The following is a 22,845-nucleotide window of genomic DNA, read 5'->3' on the forward strand; positions in this document are numbered from 1 at the left end:
GAAAGTCTATCAAGTGTTTGTATGATTCAAATGTGAATAGCTTAAAAATAATACTGGGGTAAAAATATCTCAGGGGCCAATAAATTTAGGCTGAGCTTGAACAACAATTGTTATCTCTGGAGGATATCCATGAAATTGAGTCGTATTGCACTTGCTATGCTTGTCGCTGCTCCATTAGCTGCTGCTAATGCGGGCGTAACTGTTACTCCTTTACTAGTAGGTTATACTTGGCAGGATAGTGACCACAACAACGATAAATTAACAAGTCATGCTGAATTACAAGATGATTTATTCGTTGGTGCTGCACTAGGTGTTGAATTAACTCCTTGGTTAGGTTTCGAAGCTGAATATAACCAAGTTAAAGGTGATCTTGAAGGTACTGGCGTAGCTGGTTCTGAATATAAGCAAAAAACTATTGCTGGTAACTTCTACGCTACCTCAGATTTAATCACTAAGAACTACGACAGCAAATTCAAGCCGTATGTATTATTAGGTGCAGGTCAAACTAAAACTGAGTTTGATGGTATCTATGAAGACAAGAAAGATACTATCGGTAATGCCGGTGTAGGTGCTTTCTATCGTTTGAATGATGCATTATCACTTCGTACAGAAGCTCGTGGTACTTATGATTTTGATGAGAAATACTGGCGTTATACAGCTCTTGCTGGTTTAAACGTAGTTCTTGGTGGTCACTTGAAGCCTGCTGCTCCTGTAGTAGAAGTTGCTCCAGTTGAACCAACTCCAGTTGCTCCACAACCACAAGAGTTAACTGAAGATCTTAACATGGAACTTCGTGTGTTCTTTGATACTAACAAATCAAACATCAAAGACCAATACAAGCCAGAAATCGCTAAAGTTGCTGAGAAGTTAACTGAATACCCTAACGCTACTGCACGTATCGAAGGTCACACAGATAACACTGGTCCACGTAAGTTGAACGAACGTTTATCTTTAGCTCGTGCTAACTCTGTTAAATCAGCTCTTGTAAACGAATACAACGTTGATGCATCTCGTTTGTCTACTCAAGGCTTCGCTTGGGATCAACCGATTGCTGACAACAAAACTAAAGAAGGTCGTGCTATGAACCGTCGTGTATTCGCGACAATCACTGGTAGCCGTACTGTAGTTGTTCAACCTGGTCAACAAGCTCAATAATTTGAGTTTTTGAACAGTAAAAAAGCGACTCGTTAGAGTCGCTTTTTTTATTGCAATTTTTAAAATAATTAGTCATTTGTAAATCTCCTTATTCTTAATTTTTTCAATCATTACTTAAAATATTTACCACACACCTTTTTTCAATTGCTGTTTAGTATCTTGTCTATCTCTACGATGCTGTGCACGAGGTTTCTCCGTTTCATGCATTCCACCTTTGTGAAGTAAAGGGGAAAGAGCCACTTGATTACGAACTTTGATCTTTGGCATTTCTTTAATTTTCATGCTTTAACCTTTAATACATAAAACTTGTTTAAGAGTGTGAATAACTTCAATGAGGTCAGTCTGATTTGCTATAACTTCATCAATATCTTTATAAGCACTTGGGATTTCATCTACTACTCCGCTGTCTTTACGGCACTCAATACCTTGGGTTTGTTCAATAAGATCTTGCTGATTAAAAAGAACTTTTGCTTTACTTCTGCTCATCTTGCGACCAGCTCCATGGGAACAAGAACAAAATGATTCAGGATTTGCTTTGCCTTTAACAATATAAGATCGTGCTCCCATTGAACCAGGAATAATACCTAGCTCATCTAAGCCCGCTCTAATTGCACCTTTTCGGGTAATCAATAAGTTTTCGCCAAAATGTGTTTCACGGCTTACATAATTATGATGACAATTAATCGCTTCTTTTGTCATTTGAAAAGAAGGGAGAAGAGGGCGGATCGCTTCTAAAATTAATCGCATCATCTCTTTACGGTTTTCAAAAGCATATTCTTGTGCCCACTCTACAGCTTCTACATAATCATCAAAACTTTTTGAGCCTTCAGCAAAATAACTTAAGTCTTTATCAGGTACATGGCCAAAGCGATGCTGAGCTTCTTTTTTGGCTAACTCAATAAAGTAAGTACCAATAACATTACCAAGCCCTCTGCTACCTGAATGTAGCATTACCCATACGTCTTGATTCTCATCAATACATAACTCTATAAAGTGATTACCACCACCCAAAGTCCCAAGTTGCTTTTGCCATGTTGTATCAAATTGTCGAAGCATTCGGACAAGACCAGGATGCTTTTTGATAATTGGTTCTAAGCGTTTTTCAAGTGGAATAATGCTAGAAGCTTTCGCTTTGACTTGTTTATGCAAAGCAAAGCCAACAGGGACTTTACGTTCAATTGCATCACGCAAACGACTTAAGTTATCAGGTAAATGCGAAGCCTTTAAACTCAAGCGAATTGCATTCATCCCACATCCAATGTCAACTCCTACAGCAGCAGGAATAATGGCGTGTTTGGTTGGAATAACACTACCTACAGTAGCGCCTTTACCCACATGCACATCAGGCATAACTGCAATGTGAGAATAGATGAATTGCAGCTGAGCCATTTTTTTGAGTTGTTCTATACTTTCACTATCTATATCTGGAGTGAAAATTTTAACCGGAACACCATAGAGTGCCTCTTCGTTTAATATTTTTTGTATGCCCATAATTTTTCTCTTATTTTTGTCCGAGTAGGCATAAAAAAACCTAGCGAATGCTAGGTTTTAAATTTAAGCATTCGGACAAGTGGTGTGAATTTGTACACTTGTCCGTGAGCTGACATCGTGCCAAATTATTTAATCTGTTTTACCTTGTACTAATGGCATGATGTCCTCCTTATTTAAAAGTGCCGTTGAAAATCTGAACGGCATTTTACGCTTTTTAAATCGAAGATCAAGCTTTTGATCTTCGATTTACTTTAATGACGAGTTTTAATCTTGCTCAGGTTTGACGTTCATTTGATCGTAAGAGATCAATTTGGTTTTATTTTTCCACTTATAACCTAACCAAATGATCAAGAACAATGGCAAGCTAATATAAGTTGAAAGTAAGCCTAACCAATCGATTTTTCCACCTAAAATGGCTTGATAGTTCTGCCCTAAGATGATGATTGAACAGAGAATAAATGCAAACCAAGGTGCAAATGGGAAAAACTTGGCACGATATGCTAAATCTTCTAATTTATAGCCTTGAGCAATATATCCTTTACGGAAACGATAGTGTGAAATCGCAATTCCTAACCAAACAATGAAACCACACATACCAGACATATTGAGTAGCCAGTTAAATACTTGCTTTTCTCCAATAAAAGTCGTCAAGAAGCAAAAAGCGGCAATAAATGTGGTGGCATAGAGTGCATTCATCGGAACGCCACGACCATCGAGTTTTGCAAACCACTTTGGTGCACGGCCTTCTTGAGCCATTTTAAACAACATGCGAGTTGAAGAATACATGCCTGAATTACCTGCTGATAAAATAGCGGTAAGAATGACAGCATTCATTAACCCCGCAGCGAAAGCAAAGCCTACTCTTTCATAAAGCAATGTAAACGGAGAAAGTGCGATATCTTCAGTGGCAGCTGCTTGCAATAAATTTGGATCATCATAGGCAATCAGAGTGCCGATAATGAAAATACATAGGATATAGAATAATAAGATTCGCCAGAAAATCTGTTTGATTGCAAGTGGAATTGTCTTCTTTGGATCTTTTGATTCGCCAGCAGCAACCCCAACCATTTCAGTTCCTTGGAAAGAGAATCCGGCAATCATTGCTACACCAATCATGGCTTGTAAACCGCCTACAAAAGGTGCCTCTTTGTAAGTCCAGTTCCCGAATGTTGCAACACCAGGAGTTAGCATAATCTTGATGATCATGGCTAAGCCAATAATAATGAATGCAACAATCGCAATCACTTTTACCATTGAGAACCAGAATTCGCTTTCGCCAAATCCCTTTACTGTCATTGCGTTAATCATAAAAATAACGGCAAGGAATAGGGCACTCCAATAGAACCCCGGAATATCAGGGAACCAGAACTTCATAATAAACTGGACTGCAACAAGTTCGAATGCAACTGTAATTGCCCAGTTATACCAATAGTTCCAGCCTAGAGCGAAACCAAAGCCTTCTTCGACATAACGACTGCCATAAGTAAAAAAGGCGCCAGATGTTGGTGTATGAGTTGCAAGCTCGCCTAAGCTGGTCATTAAGAAGTAAATCATAATACCAATCAGAGAGTAGGCGAGTAGCGCTCCACCAGGACCAGCATTTGCAATTGTTGATCCAGAAGCAAGGAAGAGGCCTGTACCAATGGAACCACCAATGGCGATCATATTCAGATGACGAGCCCCAAGCTTACGCTGGAGTTTTTCAGGAGCATGTGTTTCGCTCATGGAGATTCCTTACATAGTTTGTTATGCACAGGCATATAACACCTTAAAGCCTTGAAGATCAGTTTTAATCTGGCACTGACCAAAGTGCTTCTCAATTAAGATCGGATAGTTTAAAAAACGGTTTGCTACAATCCATAGCTCACCTGATGCCTTTAAATGTTTTTTAGCGTTTTGGCAGAGTCCTTCACTTGCATCATAGTTGGTATGAATACCTTGATGGAAAGGGGGATTACTGACAATGGCATCGAGTTCTGTTGGAGCGTCTGCAATACCTGTGACAGGCTGCAATCTCAACTGGTCTGACCCTATTCCATTTCGACTAAAAGTCATTTCCGTTGACCGTAAAGCGAAAGCATCAATATCTAGGGCATGAATAATATTACTTGAATTTATTTTTGCCAAATAGCAACTGATAATTCCAGCACCACACCCGAAGTCGGCAATTCTACCTGATTTCACCTGATTAAGATAAGGGAGTAAAACAGCTGTTCCGACATCTAGATGATTTTGGCTAAATACACCGGGAAGGGCACAAATCGTAAGCTCTTGTTCATTAACATGAACATTGTAAGTTTTAAGCCAACTTTCGAGAGGTTTAAGCTGTTCTGTTTTTTCAATTTTTAAGTGCCATAGCTGACAGTGACGTGCACTATCAAGTTTAAGTACTTTGCCGAAGCTTTGTAATTGTTTGGCAGCGCGTTCAACACCACCTTTTTTCTCACCTACTAAAAAAACAGACTGAGCAGTTTTAAGATTGCTCATTACGACATGCAGTATGTAATTTAACAGTTCTTTAGATTTCGGAACAAAAATGATCGCTTGATCGAATTCTTGCAATGGAAACTCAACTGAGAAATGCGCATTTGTTCCACTATTTATAAAGCTCTGGTAGTCGGCATAGTTCCATGTCCAGACTGACGCATCAACCTCAGTAGGTAATTGACTGACTAAGGCATCATTCGGTGCATTAATTAACAAGATTCTACCTTTTAAATAGTCTTGTTGTCTTAATACCACTTCACTTCTAGGATCCATGTACATCTCTCATGAAGAAGAATGCCCAGTGGAAACTGGGCAGTAATCAAAATTAAAAAATAGTTATTTGTGTGTTTCAGGAAGTACAACATTTAAAATTAATGCTGCTATACCACCTGTCGCTACGCCAGAGCTGAAAATATTTTTAAATAATTCTGGTAGGTGTTCCAAAATTTGAGGAACTTGAGCAACACCTAAACCTAATGCAAGTGAAATTGCGATAATTAAAAGTGCTCGGCGATCTAAATGAATCGATGAGAGGATGTTAATCCCTGATGCCGCCACGGCACCGAACATGACCATCACTGCACCACCTAAAACCGCTTGAGGAACTGCTTGTATTACACCGGCTACTGCTGGAAATAAACCTAATAAAATAAGTAAAGCAGCAATCCAGATACCCACATAACGACTAGCTACACCAGTGAGTTGAATTACACCATTATTTTGAGCAAAAACAGAACTAGGGAAAGTGTTAAATAAGCCTGCGAGTAAAGAGTTCGCGCCATTCACTAAAACGCCACCTTTAATACGCTTCATCCATTCAGGGCCATTAACGGGTTGGTTTGAAAGTTTACTGGTCGCAGTAACATCACCAATCGCTTCTAAAGATGTGACTAAATAAATAAAAGCCATTGGAATGAATAAGCCCCAAGAAAAGCTTAAACCAAAATGCATCGGCGTTGGAATCTGTACAAGAGGCGCATCTTTAATACCTGAGAAATCTAGGTAACCCATAAATCCTGCAAGAATGTAACCAATCACTAAAGCAATTAAAATTGCTGAGCTTTTAATCCACACCACTCGGATACGGTTTAGCACAATAATAATAGCAAGTACGGTACATGACATAATAAGGTTGTCTGCACTTGCAAAAGTATGGTCTTGCATGGCTTGGTAGCCACCACCCATACTAATCAAGCCTTCCTTAATAAGCGTTAAGCCAATTAATAAAACAACAATTCCAGTTACCAAAGGAGTAATTAGTCTTTTTACCCATGGAAGAATTTGCGAAACACCCATTTCAATAAAGGAGCCAGCAATTACTACACCAAAAATTGCGGCCATAACTTGGTTTACAGGCGTTCCTGCGGCAACCATTGCACTACCAATACCAATAATTGGACCAATAAAGTTAAAGCTTGTACCTTGTACAATCAGAAGGCCAGCACCAAAAGGGCCAACTTTTTTACATTGAAGAAATGTAGCAATACCCGAAATCACCAAAGACATCGATAAAATCATGTTGGTTTCTGTGCGTGATACGCCTAAAGCTAAACAAATTAAAAGCCCTGGTGTAACAATTGGTACAATAATCGCAAGCAAATGCTGGAAAGCTGCTAAAAAAGCGATCAAAGGTTTTGGTCGATCATCTAAGCCATAAACAAGGTCAAGATGGTCTTGAGAGTGTTGATTGGACATGGGTGTAGGTCCGCCGCAATTTTGCAAATTGGCGCTATTCTAATCGAGATACCTATCTTTACAAAACGAAATACAGGCTATTGGAAAATTTTTTTGTCAATGTCAATAAACTGTCACTACTCAAGAGTAGTGTTTTTCTGTATAATTTGCCCTCAAATTTCAGGCGTTTCGAATTTTCATGTCAGATATCAAAAATCTCCGTAATATCGCAATTATTGCGCACGTCGACCACGGGAAAACCACACTTGTCGATAAACTACTTCAGCAATCTGGTGCTCTCGGTGAACGAGCAGGCGAGATTGAGCGTGTCATGGACTCAAATGCGCTTGAAAGTGAACGTGGTATTACCATTCTTGCAAAGAACACTTCTATTACTTGGTTAGATAAACGTACTGATACAACTTACCGTATCAACATCGTGGATACCCCGGGACACGCCGACTTCGGTGGTGAAGTAGAACGTGTTATGTCGATGGTTGACTGCGTATTACTTTTAGTTGACTCTCAAGAAGGCCCAATGCCACAAACTCGCTTTGTGACACAAAAAGCCTTTGCTCGTGGTTTAAAACCAATTGTTATTATCAACAAAGTTGACAAACCAAGTGCGCGTCCAGATTGGGTTATTGATCAAGTATTTGATTTATTTGATAACCTTGGCGCAACTGATGAGCAATTAGATTTCCCAATCGTTTATGCATCAGGTTTACGTGGTGTAGCGGGTCCTGCTCCAGAAGAACTTGCAGAAGACATGACTCCGTTGTTCGAAACGATTGTAGACATCGTTGAACCACCAGCAGTTGATGTTGATGGTCCATTCCAAATGCAGATTTCATCACTTGACTATAACAGCTTCGTAGGTGTTATCGGTGTTGGTCGTATTCAACGTGGTTCCGTAAAATTAAATACTCCTGTTACTGTAATTGACAAAGAAGGCAATACACGTAACGGTCGTATCTTAAAAATCATGGGTTACCATGGTTTAGAGCGTATTGATGTTGAATCAGCATCTGCTGGTGATATCGTATGTATTACTGGTATCGACGCACTTAACATTTCTGACACGATTTGTGATCCGAAAAATGTTGAAGCATTACCAGCTTTATCTGTAGATGAACCTACAGTATCTATGACTTTCCAAGTAAACAACTCTCCGTTTGCTGGTAAAGAAGGTAAGTTCGTAACTTCACGTAATATCCGTGAACGTCTTGATCGCGAATTAATTCATAACGTAGCTTTACGTGTTGAAGACACTGACAGTCCAGACCGTTTCAAAGTATCTGGCCGTGGTGAACTTCATCTTTCAGTTTTAATTGAAAACATGCGTCGTGAAGGTTTCGAAATGGGCGTATCTCGTCCACAAGTAATCATCAAAGAAATTGATGGTGAAAGACAAGAGCCTTACGAAAACGTAACTTTTGACGTTGAAGAACAGCATCAAGGTGCTGTAATGGAACAAATGGGTCACCGTAAAGGCGAGATGACCAATATGGAAGTTGACGGTAAAGGCCGTATCCGTATTGAAGCAACTGTACCTTCACGTGGTTTGATCGGTTTCCGTTCTGAATTCTTGACCATGACTTCTGGTACAGGGATCATGACTTCAAGCTTCTCGCATTATGGTCCTGTTAAACAAGGTACTGTTGCGAAACGTCAAAACGGTGTATTGATCTCTATGGTTCAAGGTACTTGCTTGGGCTATGCATTGTTCAGTTTACAAGACCGTGGTCGTTTATTCGCTAAACCACAGTTAGAAGTTTACGAAGGTATGATCGTGGGTATTAACTCTCGTTCAGACGATATGGTTGTAAACCCGACTAAAGCGAAACAATTAACTAACGTTCGTGCATCTGGTACAGATGATGCTTTAACTTTAGTACCTGCAATTGAATATACGCTTGAACAAGCGCTTGAATTCATTGAAGACGACGAATTAGTTGAAGTAACACCTAAATCAATCCGTATCCGTAAGCGTTATTTAACTGAAAATGAACGTAAACGTAACCGTGATAAATAATTTTTCTTAATTGAAAAAGAAGAAACCGCTAAATTAATTTAGCGGTTTTTTTAATCGTTATATTTGAAATTAAAGTAAGCTTAAAATCATATTTTTCTTGTAAACGAATATGTTGTTAAAGTGTGAAATAGCTTTCTTTTTTTGATAAAAATATTAAATTATCAATATCATGGCGAGAACTATCTAATTCGATAAGATGCCAATGAAAAAGAAAAATATGACGTGTTTCTGCCCCCGACATCTGGAGATGTTTAGATGAGTATTATTCAAGAATTTAAAGAATTTGCCGTTAAAGGCAATATGATGGATTTAGCCATTGGTGTGATTATTGGTGGTGCTTTTGGCAAAATCGTGGACTCTTTAGTAAAAGATATTATCATGCCACTTATCACTGTAATTACTGGCGGTGGTGTTGATTTTTCACAAAAATTCATTGTATTAGGTGCAAACCCTAATAACTTACAATCTTTAGATGCTTTGCAAAAAGCAGGTATTAATGTTTTAACTTATGGTAATTTCCTCACCATTTTAATTAACTTTATTATTTTGGCGTGGGTTGTGTTCTTAATGGTGAAATTATTAAATAAACTTCGCCGTAATAAAGAAGAGCCAGAGGCTCCAGCTGCAACTCCAGAAGACATTCAATTGTTGCGTGAAATTCGTGATGAGTTAAAAAAGCAAGTTTAATAAGATTTGAAATAAAAAACGGTGCCTTGAGTACCGTTTTTTATTACTTAGTATTTTATGTTGTACTAAAACTATTGGTAACATTGCCAGTAGAGAGAATTTCAATTCAGCATATTGTAAAAGGTATATAAATTAATGAATCAGCTTTTTGTGTATGGCACTTTATGCCCGAATAAAGCCAATGCTCATATTTTAGAGCAGATTGGTGGTAACTGGACGAAAGCTAGTGTACGAGGAGTGATTCATATTTTAGATTGGGGGCCAGACAAAGGTTTAAAAGCGCTTGAGTTAGATTCGCAAGCAGATTGGGTACAAGGCTATTTATTTAGCTCTGAAAAATTGGCTGAAAATTGGCAGATGCTTGATGACTTTGAAGGTTTTCAATACCAGCGTGTCATTGCAAATATAAAATTAGAATCAGGTGAATATGTTAAAGCCTGGACATATCAGCTGAATGCACAGGCTTCTGAAAAACGATAGTTAAAATTATGGAATCAACGTAAGCTGCCCATTCTAAATTTAACTTCTAAAAGATGATAGCCAAACTGGCTTTTAATAGGGCCTTGCAACACGCGTTCAGCAGCCGTAAAAACAACTTTGTCAATGACGGGTACTAATTGACCTTTTTTGACTTCACCAAGTTCACCGCCACGTTTTGCTGAATTACAGGTAGAGTATTGCTTGGCAAGTTTGGCAAAGTCAGCGCCACTTTGTAGCTTCTTTTTTAGCTGCTCAGCTAAGTCTTTATCTTTGACTAAAATATGTCGGACAATTGCTGTTTGCATGTTGTCTTCCTCCAAAAAATTAAGGCTTTCTCAGCTTTTTAAGCGGTTGGCACTGTGGGCAAAATACGCTGGCACGCTGACCAAGTTTTAAGTTTTCTAATGTGGTTTCACAGTTAACACACATTTCTCCAGCACGGCCATAAGCGAGTAATGTTTGTTGGAAATAACCATTTTCACCCATGGCATTGCTGTAGTCTCGTAATGTAGAGCCACCTAGATCAATGGCCGACTTTAAAATGCGCTTAATCTCGACAACAAGTTTCTCAATTTGTTGCATGCTTAAGTCACCAGCGGGCTGTGCTGGGTGAATACCAACATTAAATAAGCTTTCAGTTGCATAGATATTGCCTACACCAACAACTACATGATTATCCATGAGTGCAATTTTTATGCCGACAGACTTATTCTTGAGTTTTGAAGCTAAATATTCCGCATGAAAGTCGGTACTTAGAGGCTCAGGCCCTAAAGTATCTATGAGTTTGCCTTGAGTCTCGTGGTTAAGCCAAAGAATACAACCAAAACGGCGAGGGTCATGGTAACGTAATTGCTGATCTTCAAATTGAATAATCAGATGATCATGCTTTCTCAGTTCATCATTTGGCTCGGTCAGACGAAAGCTTCCTGACATACCTAAATGCCAAAGCATTTGATCTTGTTCAAACTCTGCCAAAATATATTTTGAACGTCGATTTAACCCGATGAGACGTTGTCCGACAAGTTTCTGAACATCATCTGGTATAGGCCAGCGTAAGCTAGGATTACGTACTTCAACACTAAGAACTTTTTGATTCAATAAGGGAAATAAACTGGTTTTGGTGGTTTCGACTTCGGGTAACTCAGGCATGCCAACTCGCAGAATTAACAGATATACTGGATTAATCAAGTATAACGTGTGGTATGTAATATTTCAGAGAATACTATGTCAGATATTTTACCATTAAGCTGGTTTCAACGAGAAACCTCAGAAGTGGCTTATGATTTAATCGGCTGCGTATTGTGTAAGCGACAACCTGACGGCCAAGTGATCCGCTGTACAATTAGTGAAACTGAAGCTTATTTGGGTGTTCGTGATAAAGCCTGCCATAGTTACAATGATAAACGTACAGCTCGAACAGAGGTAATGTATGGCCATGGTGGTACGATTTACGTCTACTTAATTTATGGCATGTATGAAATGCTTAATATTATTACTCAAACAGAGGGTGTACCTGAAGGAGTGATGATTCGTTCTGCGTTTTTAAATAATGCTTCAACCAAAAAAGACCATAAGCTTTTAGCTGGGCCCGGCAAATTGACACGCTATTTAGGTATTGATCGATCTTTAAAAGGACAAATCTTGGGAGAGGAATCTGGATTATGGATTGAGGCGGCATCAACACAACCAGAAGTAGTGCTAACGCCACGTATTGGAATTGATTATGCCGAAGAAGCAAAACATTGGCCTGAACGATATTGTTGGAAAGATCATCCATCTTTGAGTCGATAATTTTAATCTGGAAATCAGTTTTTAGATATCGATGAAGAGTGTTCCAGATTTACAACAATGCAGATCGAATTCAATATCCAGACAAGACACAGCTTTTTGTTATGATAACTACAATATAAATAAAGGAAATAAGCATGTCCTTATTACGCTTAGACCGACTTCATTACTGTATTTTGATGAGTATGGGCTGTATTTCTAGCCCACTTGTTTGGGCAGAAGATTTAACACAAGATGTAACTGTATTGCCAACATTACATGTGGAAGCAACCCGTACCGATACAACCTATTTGCAGACACCGGCTTCGGTTTTTCGAATAGATGCACCTCAAGTTGATACTTCTTCACAAGTAAATTTAACTGAAGTTGTGAAGGGTGTACCGAGTTTACAGATTCGTAATCGTGAAAATTATGCACAAGATTTACAGCTCTCTATGCGTGGTTTTGGTGCACGTTCTACTTTTGGTGTCCGTGGTATTCGCCTTTATGTAGACGGTATTCCTGCAACAATGCCGGATGGACAAGGCCAAACCTCTAATATTGATTTAAGTAGTCTGGACCATGTCGAAGTTCTAACAGGACCTTTTTCTTCACTTTATGGAAACTCATCTGGCGGAACGATTTTAACGTCTACTAAAGAAGGGCAAGGGAAAGATTCAATTGAGCTGAGTTATTCGGGTGGAAGTCATGATAAAAGCCGAGCTGGACTCGTGCTACAAGGTGGGGCAAAGGATGCTAATGAACCAAGTTATGTTATTAGTTCATCGTATTTCGATACTGATGGTTACCGAGAACATAGCGGTGCAGAAAAAGTACTAAATAATGCAAAGCTCAGTTGGAATCTTGATGATGGTAGCAAAATCAATTGGGTAACCAACTATGTAAAAATTCATGCAGACGATCCGCAGGGTTTAACGCATGACCAGTGGAATGCTAATCCAAAGCAACAAGTTCCATTTTTAAAGCAATTTAATGTCCGTAAAGACATTGAACAAACTCAAACGGGTGTGACATGGTCTAAACCGATTAATGATAAAAATGAACTCTATGCCATGGCATATTTAGGTAATCGTCAAGTTACTCAATATCAATCTATTCCTAAATCAACACAAGATGCCAGCATCAATCATGCAGGCGGGGTGATTGATTTTGAACGTAATTATTATGGTGCTGACTTCCGTTGGACGGGCAAAGAGTTACTTCCTAATACCACGCTAAGTGTCGGTGTCGCACTCGATGCAATGGATGAAGATCGTAAAGGTTTTGAAAACTTTAATTTGGTAAATGGTCAACCTTCTTATGGTGTCAAAGGTAATTTGCGCCGTGATGAAGATAATACGTTGTGGAATATTGACCCCTATTTACAAGCGTCATGGCAGTTCTTACCAACGTGGCGTTTAGATACAGGCGTACGCTATAGCAATGTCCATTACAAATCTAAAGATAACTATTTAAGTAATGGCGACGATAGTGGTAAGACTGATTACAGTAAAGTTTTGCCTTCGGCTGCTTTAAGCTGGCAAATTTTACCTGAACTCATGGCCTATGTGAGTTATGCCAAAGGATTTGAAACGCCAACTTTTACTGAAATGGCATATCGCCCAGATGGAGAGAGTGGTTTTAATTTTGATTTGATCGCATCCACAAGCGATACCTATGAAACAGGCTTAAAATCACAAAATCGTTTAGGTGATTTCACTTTGGCACTGTTTCAGACTAAAACCAAAGATGACATCGTTTCAGCAGGAAACTCAAATGGCCGATCAACGTTCCGTAATGCAGATAAAACTTTACGTGAGGGCGTAGAGTTTGCATGGAATAAAAAGTTGTGGCGAGATTTAACAGCAACTGCTAGTTACACATATTTAGATGCAACTTTTGATGCTGATATTCCAGCTTTAGGAAGTATTGCTCAAATTCCAGCGGGCAATGCTATCCCTGGAATTGCTAAAAACCAAGCTTATGCCTCTTTGGCTTGGCAGCCATCGCACGGTTTATATGGTGGTGTAGATGTACAGTATATGGATAAAGTATACGTGAATGATACCAACAGTGACGCAGCGCCAAGCTACAGTGTAACCTCAGCTAATGTGGGTTATGCATGGGTAATGGGTGACTGGAAAGTGAATAGCTTTGCCCGTGTAGATAACCTATTTGATAAAAACTATGCAGGTTCAGTGATCGTAAATGATGCTAATGGACGCTACTTTGAACCAGCGGATGGACGTAACTGGAGTGCAGGTTTACGTGTAATTAAGCAATTCTAGGAATAAAAAATGTCAAAATTATTTGAAACGGTTAACTTTGATTCACTACAACTGGTCAATAGAATTGTAATTGCTCCGATGTGCCAATATTCGGCAACAGATGATGGTGAAATTACCTATTGGCATGAACAGCAATGGGCAAATTATGCATTGTCTGGTGCGGGCCTTTGTATTGTAGAAGCGACTGCTGTACAACCTGAAGGTCGGATTAGCTATGCTGACCTTGGACTTTGGAATGATCAGCAACGTGACAAAATTAAAACGTTGTTAGCTAAGGTTCATACACTTTCACCGATGCCATTTGGAATTCAGTTAGCACATGCAGGGCGTAAAGCATCTACTGAAAAGCCGTGGTTAGGTAAAGGTCAGATTGCAAAAGATCAGCCTCATGGTTGGCAAACAGTTGCTCCAAGTGAAAGTACCTTTTCAGTTCATGATGCAGCGCCTCATGCTTTGACTATTGCTGAGATTAAACAAGTTCAACAAGACTTTGCAGCAGCGGCAAAACGTGCTGTAGAAGCTGGATTTGAGTTAATTGAAATTCATGCTGCGCATGGTTATTTACTACATCAATTCTTATCGCCAATTGCCAATCAGCGTACTGATGAATATGGTGGTTCTTTAGAAAACCGTATGCGTATGACTCTTGAAGTTCTTCAGGCAATTAAACTCGCTGTACCAGAAGGTTATCCTGTAGGTGTTAGGCTGTCTGCGACCGATTGGTTAGAAAGTATTGAGCATTGGGATATTGAGTCTACAGTGGGTTTATCAAAAGCTTTAGAGCAGTTGGGCGCAGCCTATGTGCATGTGTCTAGTGGTGGTTTGCATGAGCATCAATCTATTACGATTGGGGCTGGTTACCAAGTTCCATTTGCAGAACAAGTCAAAAAGCATGTGTCTATTCCCGTTATTGCTGTAGGGTTAATTACTGAGCCAGAACATGCTGAACAAATTTTGGAAAACCAGCAAGCTGATGCTATTGGTCTTGCTCGTGCAATGCTATATGACCCAAGATGGCCTTGGCATGCAGCAGCAGCTTTAGGGGCAGAAGTTAAAATTGCACCTCAGTATTTACGTTGCCAACCTCATGGATTAAAACAGCTTTTTAACTCTTTTTAATTGTATTGGGCAACGTCATCTTTGCCCATTTTTCTTTCGCTAAGTGAGGACGGTCAGTGGTTTTTCAGGTTATTTTACCTATCTTGATACTGCTATTGATGGGCTATGTTTGTGTTCTCATCAAATTGGTAACACCTGAACAAATCAGGGGGCTTAGCGCATTCGTAATTAAAATTTCCTTACCAGCTTTTTTAATTCACTCATTGTCAAATAAAAACTTACAAGATATTTGGCACCCAGCTTATTTTCTTGCTTATGGTGGCGGGTCTTTAATTTTATTTTTCTTGGCTTTCATTCTCTATCGAAAATATTTTAAAAATAGTTTAACCCATAGCGCCGTCATATCGATGGGGGCATCTATGTCCAATACTGGATTTATGGGAACAGCTATTCTGACCATGTTGATAGGTAATCACGCTGCGATCTATATTTCTTTAACACTCATTATTGAAAATTTATTGATTGTGGCATTGATGCTCATTTTGGCCGAAGCTGGTTTACATCAACAGCAAAATCTTTTACCGCTTTTAAAACAAACATTTTTAAACTTACTCAAGAATCCTGTCATTATCGCTATTTTGGTTGGGATGGGATGCATTCTTTTAGATGTTAATCTTCCTGCGACGCTTGATCAGTCTTTAGAGTTACTTGGACGTACAGCTTCGCCTTTGGCTTTGTTTGCAATTGGCGGAAGTTTAGTAGGTATTGGAATAACAACGGTAAATATAGAAAGTATTTTGTTGGCGACCTTTAAAGTTGTGCTAATGCCATCTGTTATTTTTGCACTTTTTTTAATAACTCCAAATGTAAGCCGTGAAATGCTTTACGCAGGAACATTAATCGCTGCTTTACCAATGCCGATTGCTTTCGGAATTTTTGGACAGGCTTATGGCTTAAATGAAAAAGCCTTAACCCCGCTTATGATTAGTACAATTGTTGGTTTTATTGGGGTGAGCTGGCTGATTGCTTTGTGGTGGTAAAAGAAAAGCCCCCATAAGGGGCTAATCATTGATTATTTTTTCGGTGCTGGCTGTGCGGGAGCATTTGCAGCCTGTTTGCTCTTTTCTGCAATAATCTTATCAACCGAGGCTAAAGACTCTTTAGCGTTAGGTACATTTTGATTGGCGAGTTCAGTAAAGATCTTTTTAGCTTGCGGTAGATTTTGCGGAATGATATTGCCATTCGCCATCATGGTTGCTAAAGCCATAGAAGCAGGTGCATAGCCTTTTTGAGCAATTGACTGTAAAGCTTCGATACCTTGGCGTTTCATTAAAGGATTTTTATTTTCAACGCCTTGGCTAATGTCATAGAGTGCTTTGACCTGAATAGCAGGGTAGTTACCTTTTCGAATTAAAGGCGCTAATTTTTGAAGGGCAATTTGATGTGACTGTGGTTTTTTTTGAGCAAATAAAATGGTCGCAATTTTCACAGTTGCATCATCAGAGCCTTGAGCTGATGCCTTTTGAATATATTGACTGAATTTGTTGCTATCTTTGGCAACGCCCAATTCACCAGTCTCATAAATTTGTGCAAGGGTGTAACTCGCTTGGGCGTAACCTTTATTTGAAGCATCCTCATAATATTTTAGGGCTTTAGAAGAGTCTTTTGCTGTACCTTGGCCCATTTGAGTCATATAGCCTAAGTTATAGATAGCTTGGGCATTACCTGTTTGGGCTAGACGTTGCATTTCTTGAAATGCGGCAGAGTAATTTTTTGCTGCGTAGAGTTGCTCAGCTTGTTTAAAAACATCGGTTTTAGCAGCAGTCGCTGTGTTATCAGCTGCAAAAATTGATGCACTTGAAAGAGTGATTAGGCTTGCGATTAGTAATTTCTTCATTTCTTTTTAACCTTTTACTTCGTAGCTACATCAATCCATTGATGCATGAAAGAGTTTCAATTTCTCATCATAAATATTGATTGCTGAAAGTAAACAGCCGATTTGTATATAAAGCACTGCACTTTGGGCAAATTGTGGAGAAAAAATACCCACTCACATTCATATAATGGAGTGGGTAATATTATTATTTTGCTGACTGGAGTAATGCTTCAATTTGCTTGGCATCAGTTGGTACGCCAGAGAGTCTTTGGCCATCTTGCAAGAACAGGGTAGGTGTTCCATCGATATTTAATTTTTGACCTAAAGCAATATTTTTCTGAATTGGGCTTGAGCAACTTTTGCTATTAGTCGGTAATTTACGATTAAGCATATAGTTTGTCCAAGCTTCTGCCGGATTCTTTGAACACCAGATTTGATTTGAAACTTTTTCAGCATTTGGATGCAAACTAGTAAGAGGATAAAGGAACACATATACGGTTACGTTATCAACCCCAACCATATTTTGTTCTAAGCGCTGGCAATATGGGCAATCTGGATCACTAAAGACATAGATTGTACGTTCACCTTTACCTTTCACATATTTAATCGCCTGATTTAATGGCAAACTTTTAACGTCAATCTTACCCAATTCGGCAATACGTTCTTCAGTCATATTTTTTTGTTGTTTGATGTCGACTAAATTACCAACAAAAAAGTACTTCGCATCTTGATTAGTATAAACAATGCGGCCGCTTGTATACACTTCATAAATACCTTGCACAGGCGATTGATAAACACCTTTTACAGGCAAATCGGGATAATTCGTCTTAAGATTTTGTTCAAGTGTTTTAACATCAGCATGGGCAGAACCGAAAATAGCCAGACTCAACATGAGTGTAGCAAGTTTAGTTTTCATCTTTTTTCTCTTTAATTTCAACAGGGCTAATGATGGCATATAAAGCTTAAAAAATTGATGTTCTAATCTAATGAAATCATTAGTATTTTGTATCTATAAAAAAGCCCACTAACTTAGCAGTGGGCAGTTTGGACTAATAAAAATTATTATTGTGGTCTTGCAACGTCGCCACTTAAAGCTTCTGGCAACTCAAGAACTTGAAGCCCTAACTCTTGTAGAGCAGCAGGTTTCGCAACAACTAAAGCAAGATAGCCTTCATCATTTGCAATACTATTAACGACTTCAATATCGTTATTTAATTGAGTTGCTGAAGCAGGCGCTTCACCTGTACCCTGAACCAGATGTAACCAGTGTTTTGGTTTTGCTTTAAACCAAAGACGTGCCACAATTTCCTGACCTAGGTAACAGCCTTTGTCGTAATTGACGCCTTCACGTTGATGTAAACGCAATTCTTGGGGCTGGAATTCATGCTCAGTAGCCTGTGTAATCCAAGCTTGACCTGTCATGATGGCTTGTTTTTGCCATTCTGAAATATCAGTTTCAGCAGTAGTGAATTCAGTTTGATGATTCACAACTTTTGGAAACACAGCACCTTGTTCACTTAAGGTCATTTTTGAAAAGGCACCATACTTTTTAATATGCTTGGCAAACTCTTCGGCTTGATCTTGAGTAACTACAATTTCAAAACTTTCAGGACTAATCTTCTTTAGCCATAAGCCAAAGTGAATACGACCTTTAAGATCACAAATGGCTGTATAGCGAGTTGTATTTTCAGCTAAACGTTCAGTATCTACAGTAACTTGGCCTTGTAAAAACTTTTGTGCATCTACACCGTTTAAAGCATATGAGGAGAAAGCGAGCAGACTCATGATTAATCTCAAATTCAATATGTTTCTTTATGATTGCTGACTATTTTGCTCCATTTTTACTAAAAAATCAGCCATAGTTTTCGTAATTTGAGTTTGTCCTTAAGTTGGCTTTTTTGTTCAAAAAAACACCAAAAATATACGTTCTGATAAATCGGAAGGTTTAAGCTAATAGCCATAATTTCAATAATTTTAAGGAAATTAAAATAAGGAGAATATGATGGCAACAGGTACAGTGAAATTTCATCGCGTGTTTAAGGCACCAGCCGAGCGAGTTTACCGTGCATTTTTAGATCCAGATGCTTTAGTAAAGTGGTTACCACCCCACGGCTTTACTGCTAAGGTTCATAGTTTTGATGCAAATGTTGGTGGTTCATACAAAATGAGTTTTACCAATTTTTCAACAGGTTCAACCCATGCTTTTGGTGGAACATATGTAGAGTTAGTTCCAAATGAACTAATTCGCTACAACGATCAGTTTGATGACCCAAATTTACCTGGGACTATGCAGGTTACTATTACATTAAAAAGCGTATTGGTAGGTACAGAAGTGCATATTACGCAAGAAGGCATACCGGAAGTGATTCCTGTAGAGGCATGCTACTTAGGGTGGCAAGAATCCCTATCTTTGCTTACTTTATTGATTGAAGCTGAAATTCCAGATCAATAAAGTTACTTTGCTTTTCTTATAAAAAAGAGTAGGTCGTATGACCTACTCTTAACATAGCTCTAATTGGTTTTGTTGTTCCAATATTTTAATTATTGCTGAAAAATCGACTTGTTGTGCATCGGGTTTGGAAACCTGATTAAACTGTTGCTGAATGAGACTAAAAGCTGGGAGTTCCAAATTATTTTGAGTAACGAGATTTAGTGCAATTCCAATATCCTTTTGTAATAAATCTAATGCAAAAGTTTTTTCAAATTTACGGCTTAAAACACGTTGCATCATGATGTGTTCTGAAATATTACTTTTGCCACTAGAGTGGTTAATACAGTTCATTGCGGAGTGTAAATTTACACCTTGAGATTTAAGGATACTTAATCCCTCTGCCAACGCCCAAAGATGTGTCGCCATTAATGTGTTATTGATGGCTTTTACTGCAAAGGCAGCGCCACTTTCGCCGACATATTCAACTAAATTAGCAAATGCTTGAATGATTGGTTTTGCTCTTTTAAAAGCAGACTCGTCACCTCCGACCATTACCGTGAGAGTTCCTCGTTCAGCTCCAATCGTTTGTCCTGAAACTGGTGCATCCAAATAATCAACTCCATTTAATTTGAGCTGTTGGCTGAGTTTTCTTGCTGTCTCTGGCACACCGCTAGTGCAATCTACCCAAATACAGCCTTGTTTTAGTTGAGAGTCCGCAATTAAATTTTCTACATCTTGGCTAGTCGGTAGGCATGAAAAGATAATATCTGCTTGTAGAGCTTGTGTCAGGTCTACAGCTTGCGTACCAAAGGTTTGTTCATGTTGCTTTGCTTTAGCAAAAGTACGATTCCAAACATAGACTTGGCTGCATACTTGGGTTAAATGGGAAGCCATGTGCCATCCCATTGCACCTAAACCGATAAATGAAACACTTTGAATCAAGGAGTTTCTCCAGAACTAGAGATGCGGGACAGAATTAAGCGGTTCTACTGATTTTTCAATAGATTGATTTTCGGATTTTTCCGTTCTGTTGAGTAATAGGTTAAGAACAATTGCTGCAAGTGTCGCAGTTCCAATACCTCCTAAGTCAAATGGCCCAATATGTAGACTTAAATTGCCAGCACCCATAATGAGACTGACTGCTGCAATAATTAAAGTACTATTTTTAGTGAAATCAACTTTGTTATCGATCCAAATTTTTGCTCCAGCAACAGTAATTAAGCCAAAGACAACAATCGACGCACCGCCTAATAAAGCAACAGGAATGGTACTAATAATTGCTCCAAATTTAGGGGATAGACCGAGTAGGATTGCAAATAGTCCCGCAACCACAAAAATAGTCGTTGAATAGACTTTAGTTACAGCCATTACCCCAATATTTTCAGCATAAGTCGTCATGCCTGTACCACCAACAGAAGCTGATAAACTTGTACAGATGCCATCTGCAAAAAAAGCACGACCCATATATGGCGATAAATTACGTTCTGTCATGGCAGAAACCGCTTTAAAATGTCCCAAGTTTTCAGCGACTAAAATAAGCGCAACAGGTGCAATCAATAAAATAGCTTTGGCATTAAAAACAGGTGAGTGAAAAGTGGGTAGGCCAAACCATGCAGCTTGACTGATTGCATTAAAATCGATGGGTTTGCCTAACCCTAAGATATTAGTGAGTAGAAAATAAATAAAATAAGCACTGATGAGCCCGATGAGTAATAGAAGGCGACGAATCATACCTCTTGTAAAAACAGCAACGGCACTAATACATAAAATGGTAATGACTGCCATCCACGTGTCAAAGCTATTTGTCGAAACGCTTTTGATTGTTACAGGTGCAAGGTTTAAACCAATAATCATGACAATTGCACCAGTGACCACGGGTGGCATGAGTTTTTCAATCCATGCAGTTCCAGTTTTCATGACAATTAAACCGATGCATGCATAAATCAAACCGCAAATGATTGTACCGCCCAGCGCCACAGCTAAATTTGGATTTGATCCAACCCCTGCATAGCCTGTCGCTGCTGCGACTGCACCAATAAAGGCGAAGCTTGATCCGAGATAGCTAGGCATACGCCCACCTGTAATTAAAAAGAACAAGATAGTGCCAATACCAGTAATAAAAATGGTAAGGTTCGGATCAAAGCCCATGAGTAACGGGGCTAAAACAGTTGCTCCGAACATCGCAAAAGCATGTTGTAACCCCAAAACAATACTTTTACCGGGAGGAAGATATTCATCAATTTGTACGGGAGTTTCTAAATTACCGGTGTGCGGCTTAAATTTAGGAAACCAAGATTCTTGTGTTCGCATAACAGATCCTCTTTTTCATTTTTTATCTGCATTAGCATGCTGTTTGTAATTCGCAATAATTGCGGTTGAAGTACATAAGTGCATTAAGCCCACTTTGGTGTTTCATTGCTTTGACCGAACAAAACAAGACATCATGACTACCGATACTCATGCTTTGTACAATTTCACAATCAAATGACACCAAGGCCTCATTCAAAATCGGAGAACCAGTGATTAGCTTGCTCCATTCCCCATGAGCAAAGCGTTCTGGCATTGGTGTTTTTCCGCCGAATATTGTAGATAGGGTACTTTGATGGGCAGCTAAAGTATTGACACAAAGCACCTTGTTTTGTTTAAAAGTATTAAAAACTGATGCTGAGCGGTTGAGGCAAACCAATAGTGTCGGTGGTGTATCAGTTACACTGCATACAGCGGATGCTGTAAAACCAGCTTGCCCTGCAGGTCCATCCGTCGTGATGACATTCACTGCTGCTCCAAGATTGGCCATGCCTTGTCTAAAAGTATGCTGATCTACTTCTAAGTGTGTTGAGCATGTTTGAACCTGCTGAATAGCAGATGGAGTTAAAACCTGTTTCTCTTCTCTTTTTTGCATGATTGCTCTCCAACCCCAATGCATGATCATTACAATGAATCGAGGCTAAAACATCACATCAGTTATGATGCTTAAGGTTTTTATCAGTGACATCGTTTATCCCACATGGGCAATCGATGCAATTTCAATTAAGGCATCGGGTTTCACCAAGCCGCACTGGATACAAAAGCGAGCAGGTTTGTCACCCGGAAAGTATTCGGCATATACCGTATTCACTGCGGTATAGTCCGCCCAATCTTTAATGAAAATGGAATTGAACGTTACGTCATCCATGGTGCCACCCGCAGTTTCAATCACTTTTTTGATTGTTTCTAAAATATGGCGAGTCTGTCCTGCAGCATCACCAATACAAACCACATTATTATTTTCATCAAAAGCCAATGTGCCTGAGACATACACAATATTGTCCGCTTTGGTTGCAGGAACATAGGGTGCAAGTGGTGCCGATGTTCCTTCAGGGATAACAACTTGTTTAGACATAAAATGCTCCAAATCAAAAAATTTTAGATAAAA

24 protein-coding genes are annotated in these 22,845 nt (G+C 39.1%); 9 read left to right on the plus strand and 15 right to left on the minus strand.

Going from position 1 to position 22,845, the window contains the following annotated elements; translation table 11 throughout:
- Window positions 1–129 precede the first annotated feature (129 nt).
- On the plus strand, window positions 130–1,155 hold the full coding sequence (gene omp38, locus KTI79_RS14205; RefSeq protein ID WP_017385600.1) for an outer membrane protein Omp38: 1,026 nt from the start codon (window positions 130–132) through the stop codon (window positions 1,153–1,155).
- A gap of 123 nt (window positions 1,156–1,278) precedes the next feature.
- On the opposite strand, the gene KTI79_RS14210 is transcribed toward omp38, so the two are convergent.
- The 5 genes from KTI79_RS14210 to KTI79_RS14230 form a co-directional block, all read right to left on the minus strand.
- Window positions 1,279–1,437 (minus strand): hypothetical protein, encoded by a 159-nt coding sequence (locus tag KTI79_RS14210; protein ID WP_057104707.1) that lies wholly within the window; start codon window positions 1,435–1,437, stop codon window positions 1,279–1,281.
- Between the two features lie 3 nt (window positions 1,438–1,440).
- The gene (locus KTI79_RS14215; protein WP_086265198.1) at window positions 1,441–2,646 is read right to left on the minus strand and encodes an RtcB family protein; all 1,206 of its coding nucleotides are present in this window, start codon (window positions 2,644–2,646) and stop codon (window positions 1,441–1,443) included.
- Between the two features lie 264 nt (window positions 2,647–2,910).
- Window positions 2,911–4,371 carry an amino acid permease gene (locus KTI79_RS14220; protein ID WP_086265197.1) on the minus strand — a complete coding sequence of 487 codons (1,461 nt, stop codon included), beginning with the start codon at window positions 4,369–4,371 and terminating at the stop codon, window positions 2,911–2,913.
- Between the two features lie 21 nt (window positions 4,372–4,392).
- The gene (locus tag KTI79_RS14225; protein ID WP_069036186.1) at window positions 4,393–5,406 is read right to left on the minus strand and encodes a methyltransferase; all 1,014 of its coding nucleotides are present in this window, start codon (window positions 5,404–5,406) and stop codon (window positions 4,393–4,395) included.
- 63 nt (window positions 5,407–5,469) lie between these two features.
- The gene (locus KTI79_RS14230; protein ID WP_002116159.1) at window positions 5,470–6,828 is read right to left on the minus strand and encodes a uracil-xanthine permease family protein; all 1,359 of its coding nucleotides are present in this window, start codon (window positions 6,826–6,828) and stop codon (window positions 5,470–5,472) included.
- A gap of 178 nt (window positions 6,829–7,006) precedes the next feature.
- On the opposite strand from KTI79_RS14230, the gene typA reads away from it, so the two are divergent.
- From typA to KTI79_RS14245, 3 genes are all read left to right on the plus strand, one after another.
- Entirely contained in the window at window positions 7,007–8,842 is a 1,836-nt protein-coding gene (typA, locus tag KTI79_RS14235) for a translational GTPase TypA (protein WP_002116501.1), read from the plus strand.
- Between the two features lie 255 nt (window positions 8,843–9,097).
- On the plus strand, window positions 9,098–9,529 hold the full coding sequence (gene mscL / locus KTI79_RS14240) for a large conductance mechanosensitive channel protein MscL (RefSeq protein WP_086265196.1): 432 nt from the start codon (window positions 9,098–9,100) through the stop codon (window positions 9,527–9,529).
- A 135-nt stretch (window positions 9,530–9,664) separates the two neighbouring features.
- Entirely contained in the window at window positions 9,665–10,009 is a 345-nt protein-coding gene (locus KTI79_RS14245) for a gamma-glutamylcyclotransferase family protein (protein WP_086265195.1), read from the plus strand.
- A 14-nt stretch (window positions 10,010–10,023) separates the two neighbouring features.
- Here the strand turns inward: KTI79_RS14245 and KTI79_RS14250 are convergent, their stop codons facing one another.
- A complete protein-coding gene (locus KTI79_RS14250) occupies window positions 10,024–10,314 on the minus strand; it encodes a peptidylprolyl isomerase (protein WP_002051379.1) in 291 nt (96 codons plus the stop codon).
- A gap of 19 nt (window positions 10,315–10,333) precedes the next feature.
- Window positions 10,334–11,158: a bifunctional DNA-formamidopyrimidine glycosylase/DNA-(apurinic or apyrimidinic site) lyase gene (gene mutM / locus KTI79_RS14255; protein ID WP_002133839.1), complete on the minus strand. Its 825-nt coding sequence runs from the start codon at window positions 11,156–11,158 to the stop codon at window positions 10,334–10,336.
- Between the two features lie 75 nt (window positions 11,159–11,233).
- Here mutM and KTI79_RS14260 point away from each other — a divergent pair, with 75 nt between their 5' ends.
- From KTI79_RS14260 to KTI79_RS14275, 4 genes are all read left to right on the plus strand, one after another.
- Window positions 11,234–11,800 (plus strand): DNA-3-methyladenine glycosylase, encoded by a 567-nt coding sequence (locus KTI79_RS14260; RefSeq protein ID WP_086265194.1) that lies wholly within the window; start codon window positions 11,234–11,236, stop codon window positions 11,798–11,800.
- A 134-nt stretch (window positions 11,801–11,934) separates the two neighbouring features.
- On the plus strand, window positions 11,935–14,064 hold the full coding sequence (locus KTI79_RS14265; RefSeq protein ID WP_199964130.1) for a TonB-dependent receptor family protein: 2,130 nt from the start codon (window positions 11,935–11,937) through the stop codon (window positions 14,062–14,064).
- Window positions 14,065–14,073: 9 nt separating this feature from the next.
- The gene (locus tag KTI79_RS14270) at window positions 14,074–15,183 is read left to right on the plus strand and encodes an NADH:flavin oxidoreductase/NADH oxidase (RefSeq protein ID WP_086265193.1); all 1,110 of its coding nucleotides are present in this window, start codon (window positions 14,074–14,076) and stop codon (window positions 15,181–15,183) included.
- A 56-nt stretch (window positions 15,184–15,239) separates the two neighbouring features.
- Window positions 15,240–16,163 (plus strand): AEC family transporter, encoded by a 924-nt coding sequence (locus tag KTI79_RS14275; protein WP_086265192.1) that lies wholly within the window; start codon window positions 15,240–15,242, stop codon window positions 16,161–16,163.
- Window positions 16,164–16,195: 32 nt separating this feature from the next.
- On the opposite strand, the gene KTI79_RS14280 is transcribed toward KTI79_RS14275, so the two are convergent.
- The 4 genes from KTI79_RS14280 to KTI79_RS14295 form a co-directional block, all read right to left on the minus strand.
- Window positions 16,196–17,020 carry a tetratricopeptide repeat protein gene (locus KTI79_RS14280; protein WP_060466037.1) on the minus strand — a complete coding sequence of 275 codons (825 nt, stop codon included), beginning with the start codon at window positions 17,018–17,020 and terminating at the stop codon, window positions 16,196–16,198.
- A 184-nt stretch (window positions 17,021–17,204) separates the two neighbouring features.
- A complete protein-coding gene (locus KTI79_RS14285; protein ID WP_086265191.1) occupies window positions 17,205–17,915 on the minus strand; it encodes a DsbC family protein in 711 nt (236 codons plus the stop codon).
- A gap of 146 nt (window positions 17,916–18,061) precedes the next feature.
- Window positions 18,062–18,784 carry a YgfZ/GcvT domain-containing protein gene (locus tag KTI79_RS14290; RefSeq protein WP_086265190.1) on the minus strand — a complete coding sequence of 241 codons (723 nt, stop codon included), beginning with the start codon at window positions 18,782–18,784 and terminating at the stop codon, window positions 18,062–18,064.
- A gap of 59 nt (window positions 18,785–18,843) precedes the next feature.
- Window positions 18,844–18,960, minus strand: coding sequence for a hypothetical protein (locus KTI79_RS14295; protein WP_086265189.1), 117 nt, complete (start codon window positions 18,958–18,960; stop codon window positions 18,844–18,846).
- Window positions 18,961–18,998: 38 nt separating this feature from the next.
- Between KTI79_RS14295 and KTI79_RS14300 the strand changes: the two genes are divergently transcribed.
- Window positions 18,999–19,451, plus strand: coding sequence for an SRPBCC family protein (locus KTI79_RS14300; protein WP_014207573.1), 453 nt, complete (start codon window positions 18,999–19,001; stop codon window positions 19,449–19,451).
- Window positions 19,452–19,499: 48 nt separating this feature from the next.
- On the opposite strand, the gene KTI79_RS14305 is transcribed toward KTI79_RS14300, so the two are convergent.
- The 4 genes from KTI79_RS14305 to rutC all read right to left on the minus strand — a co-directional run bounded on the left by KTI79_RS14305 (window position 19,500) and on the right by rutC (window position 22,812).
- Window positions 19,500–20,372 (minus strand): NAD(P)-dependent oxidoreductase, encoded by an 873-nt coding sequence (locus KTI79_RS14305; protein WP_086265188.1) that lies wholly within the window; start codon window positions 20,370–20,372, stop codon window positions 19,500–19,502.
- A 15-nt stretch (window positions 20,373–20,387) separates the two neighbouring features.
- Entirely contained in the window at window positions 20,388–21,740 is a 1,353-nt protein-coding gene (gene rutG / locus KTI79_RS14310) for a pyrimidine utilization transport protein G (protein ID WP_068612099.1), read from the minus strand.
- A 31-nt stretch (window positions 21,741–21,771) separates the two neighbouring features.
- Window positions 21,772–22,362, minus strand: a complete 591-nt coding sequence (gene rutF / locus KTI79_RS14315) for an NADH-dependent FMN reductase RutF (RefSeq protein ID WP_086265187.1) — start codon at window positions 22,360–22,362, stop codon at window positions 21,772–21,774.
- Window positions 22,363–22,428: 66 nt separating this feature from the next.
- The gene (gene rutC / locus KTI79_RS14320) at window positions 22,429–22,812 is read right to left on the minus strand and encodes a pyrimidine utilization protein C (RefSeq protein ID WP_002116077.1); all 384 of its coding nucleotides are present in this window, start codon (window positions 22,810–22,812) and stop codon (window positions 22,429–22,431) included.
- Between the last annotated feature and the right edge of the window lie 33 nt (window positions 22,813–22,845).

It is taken from the genome of Acinetobacter sp. WU_MDCI_Abxd143 (assembly GCF_025514195.1).
Lineage (GTDB): Bacteria > Pseudomonadota > Gammaproteobacteria > Pseudomonadales > Moraxellaceae > Acinetobacter > Acinetobacter pittii_H.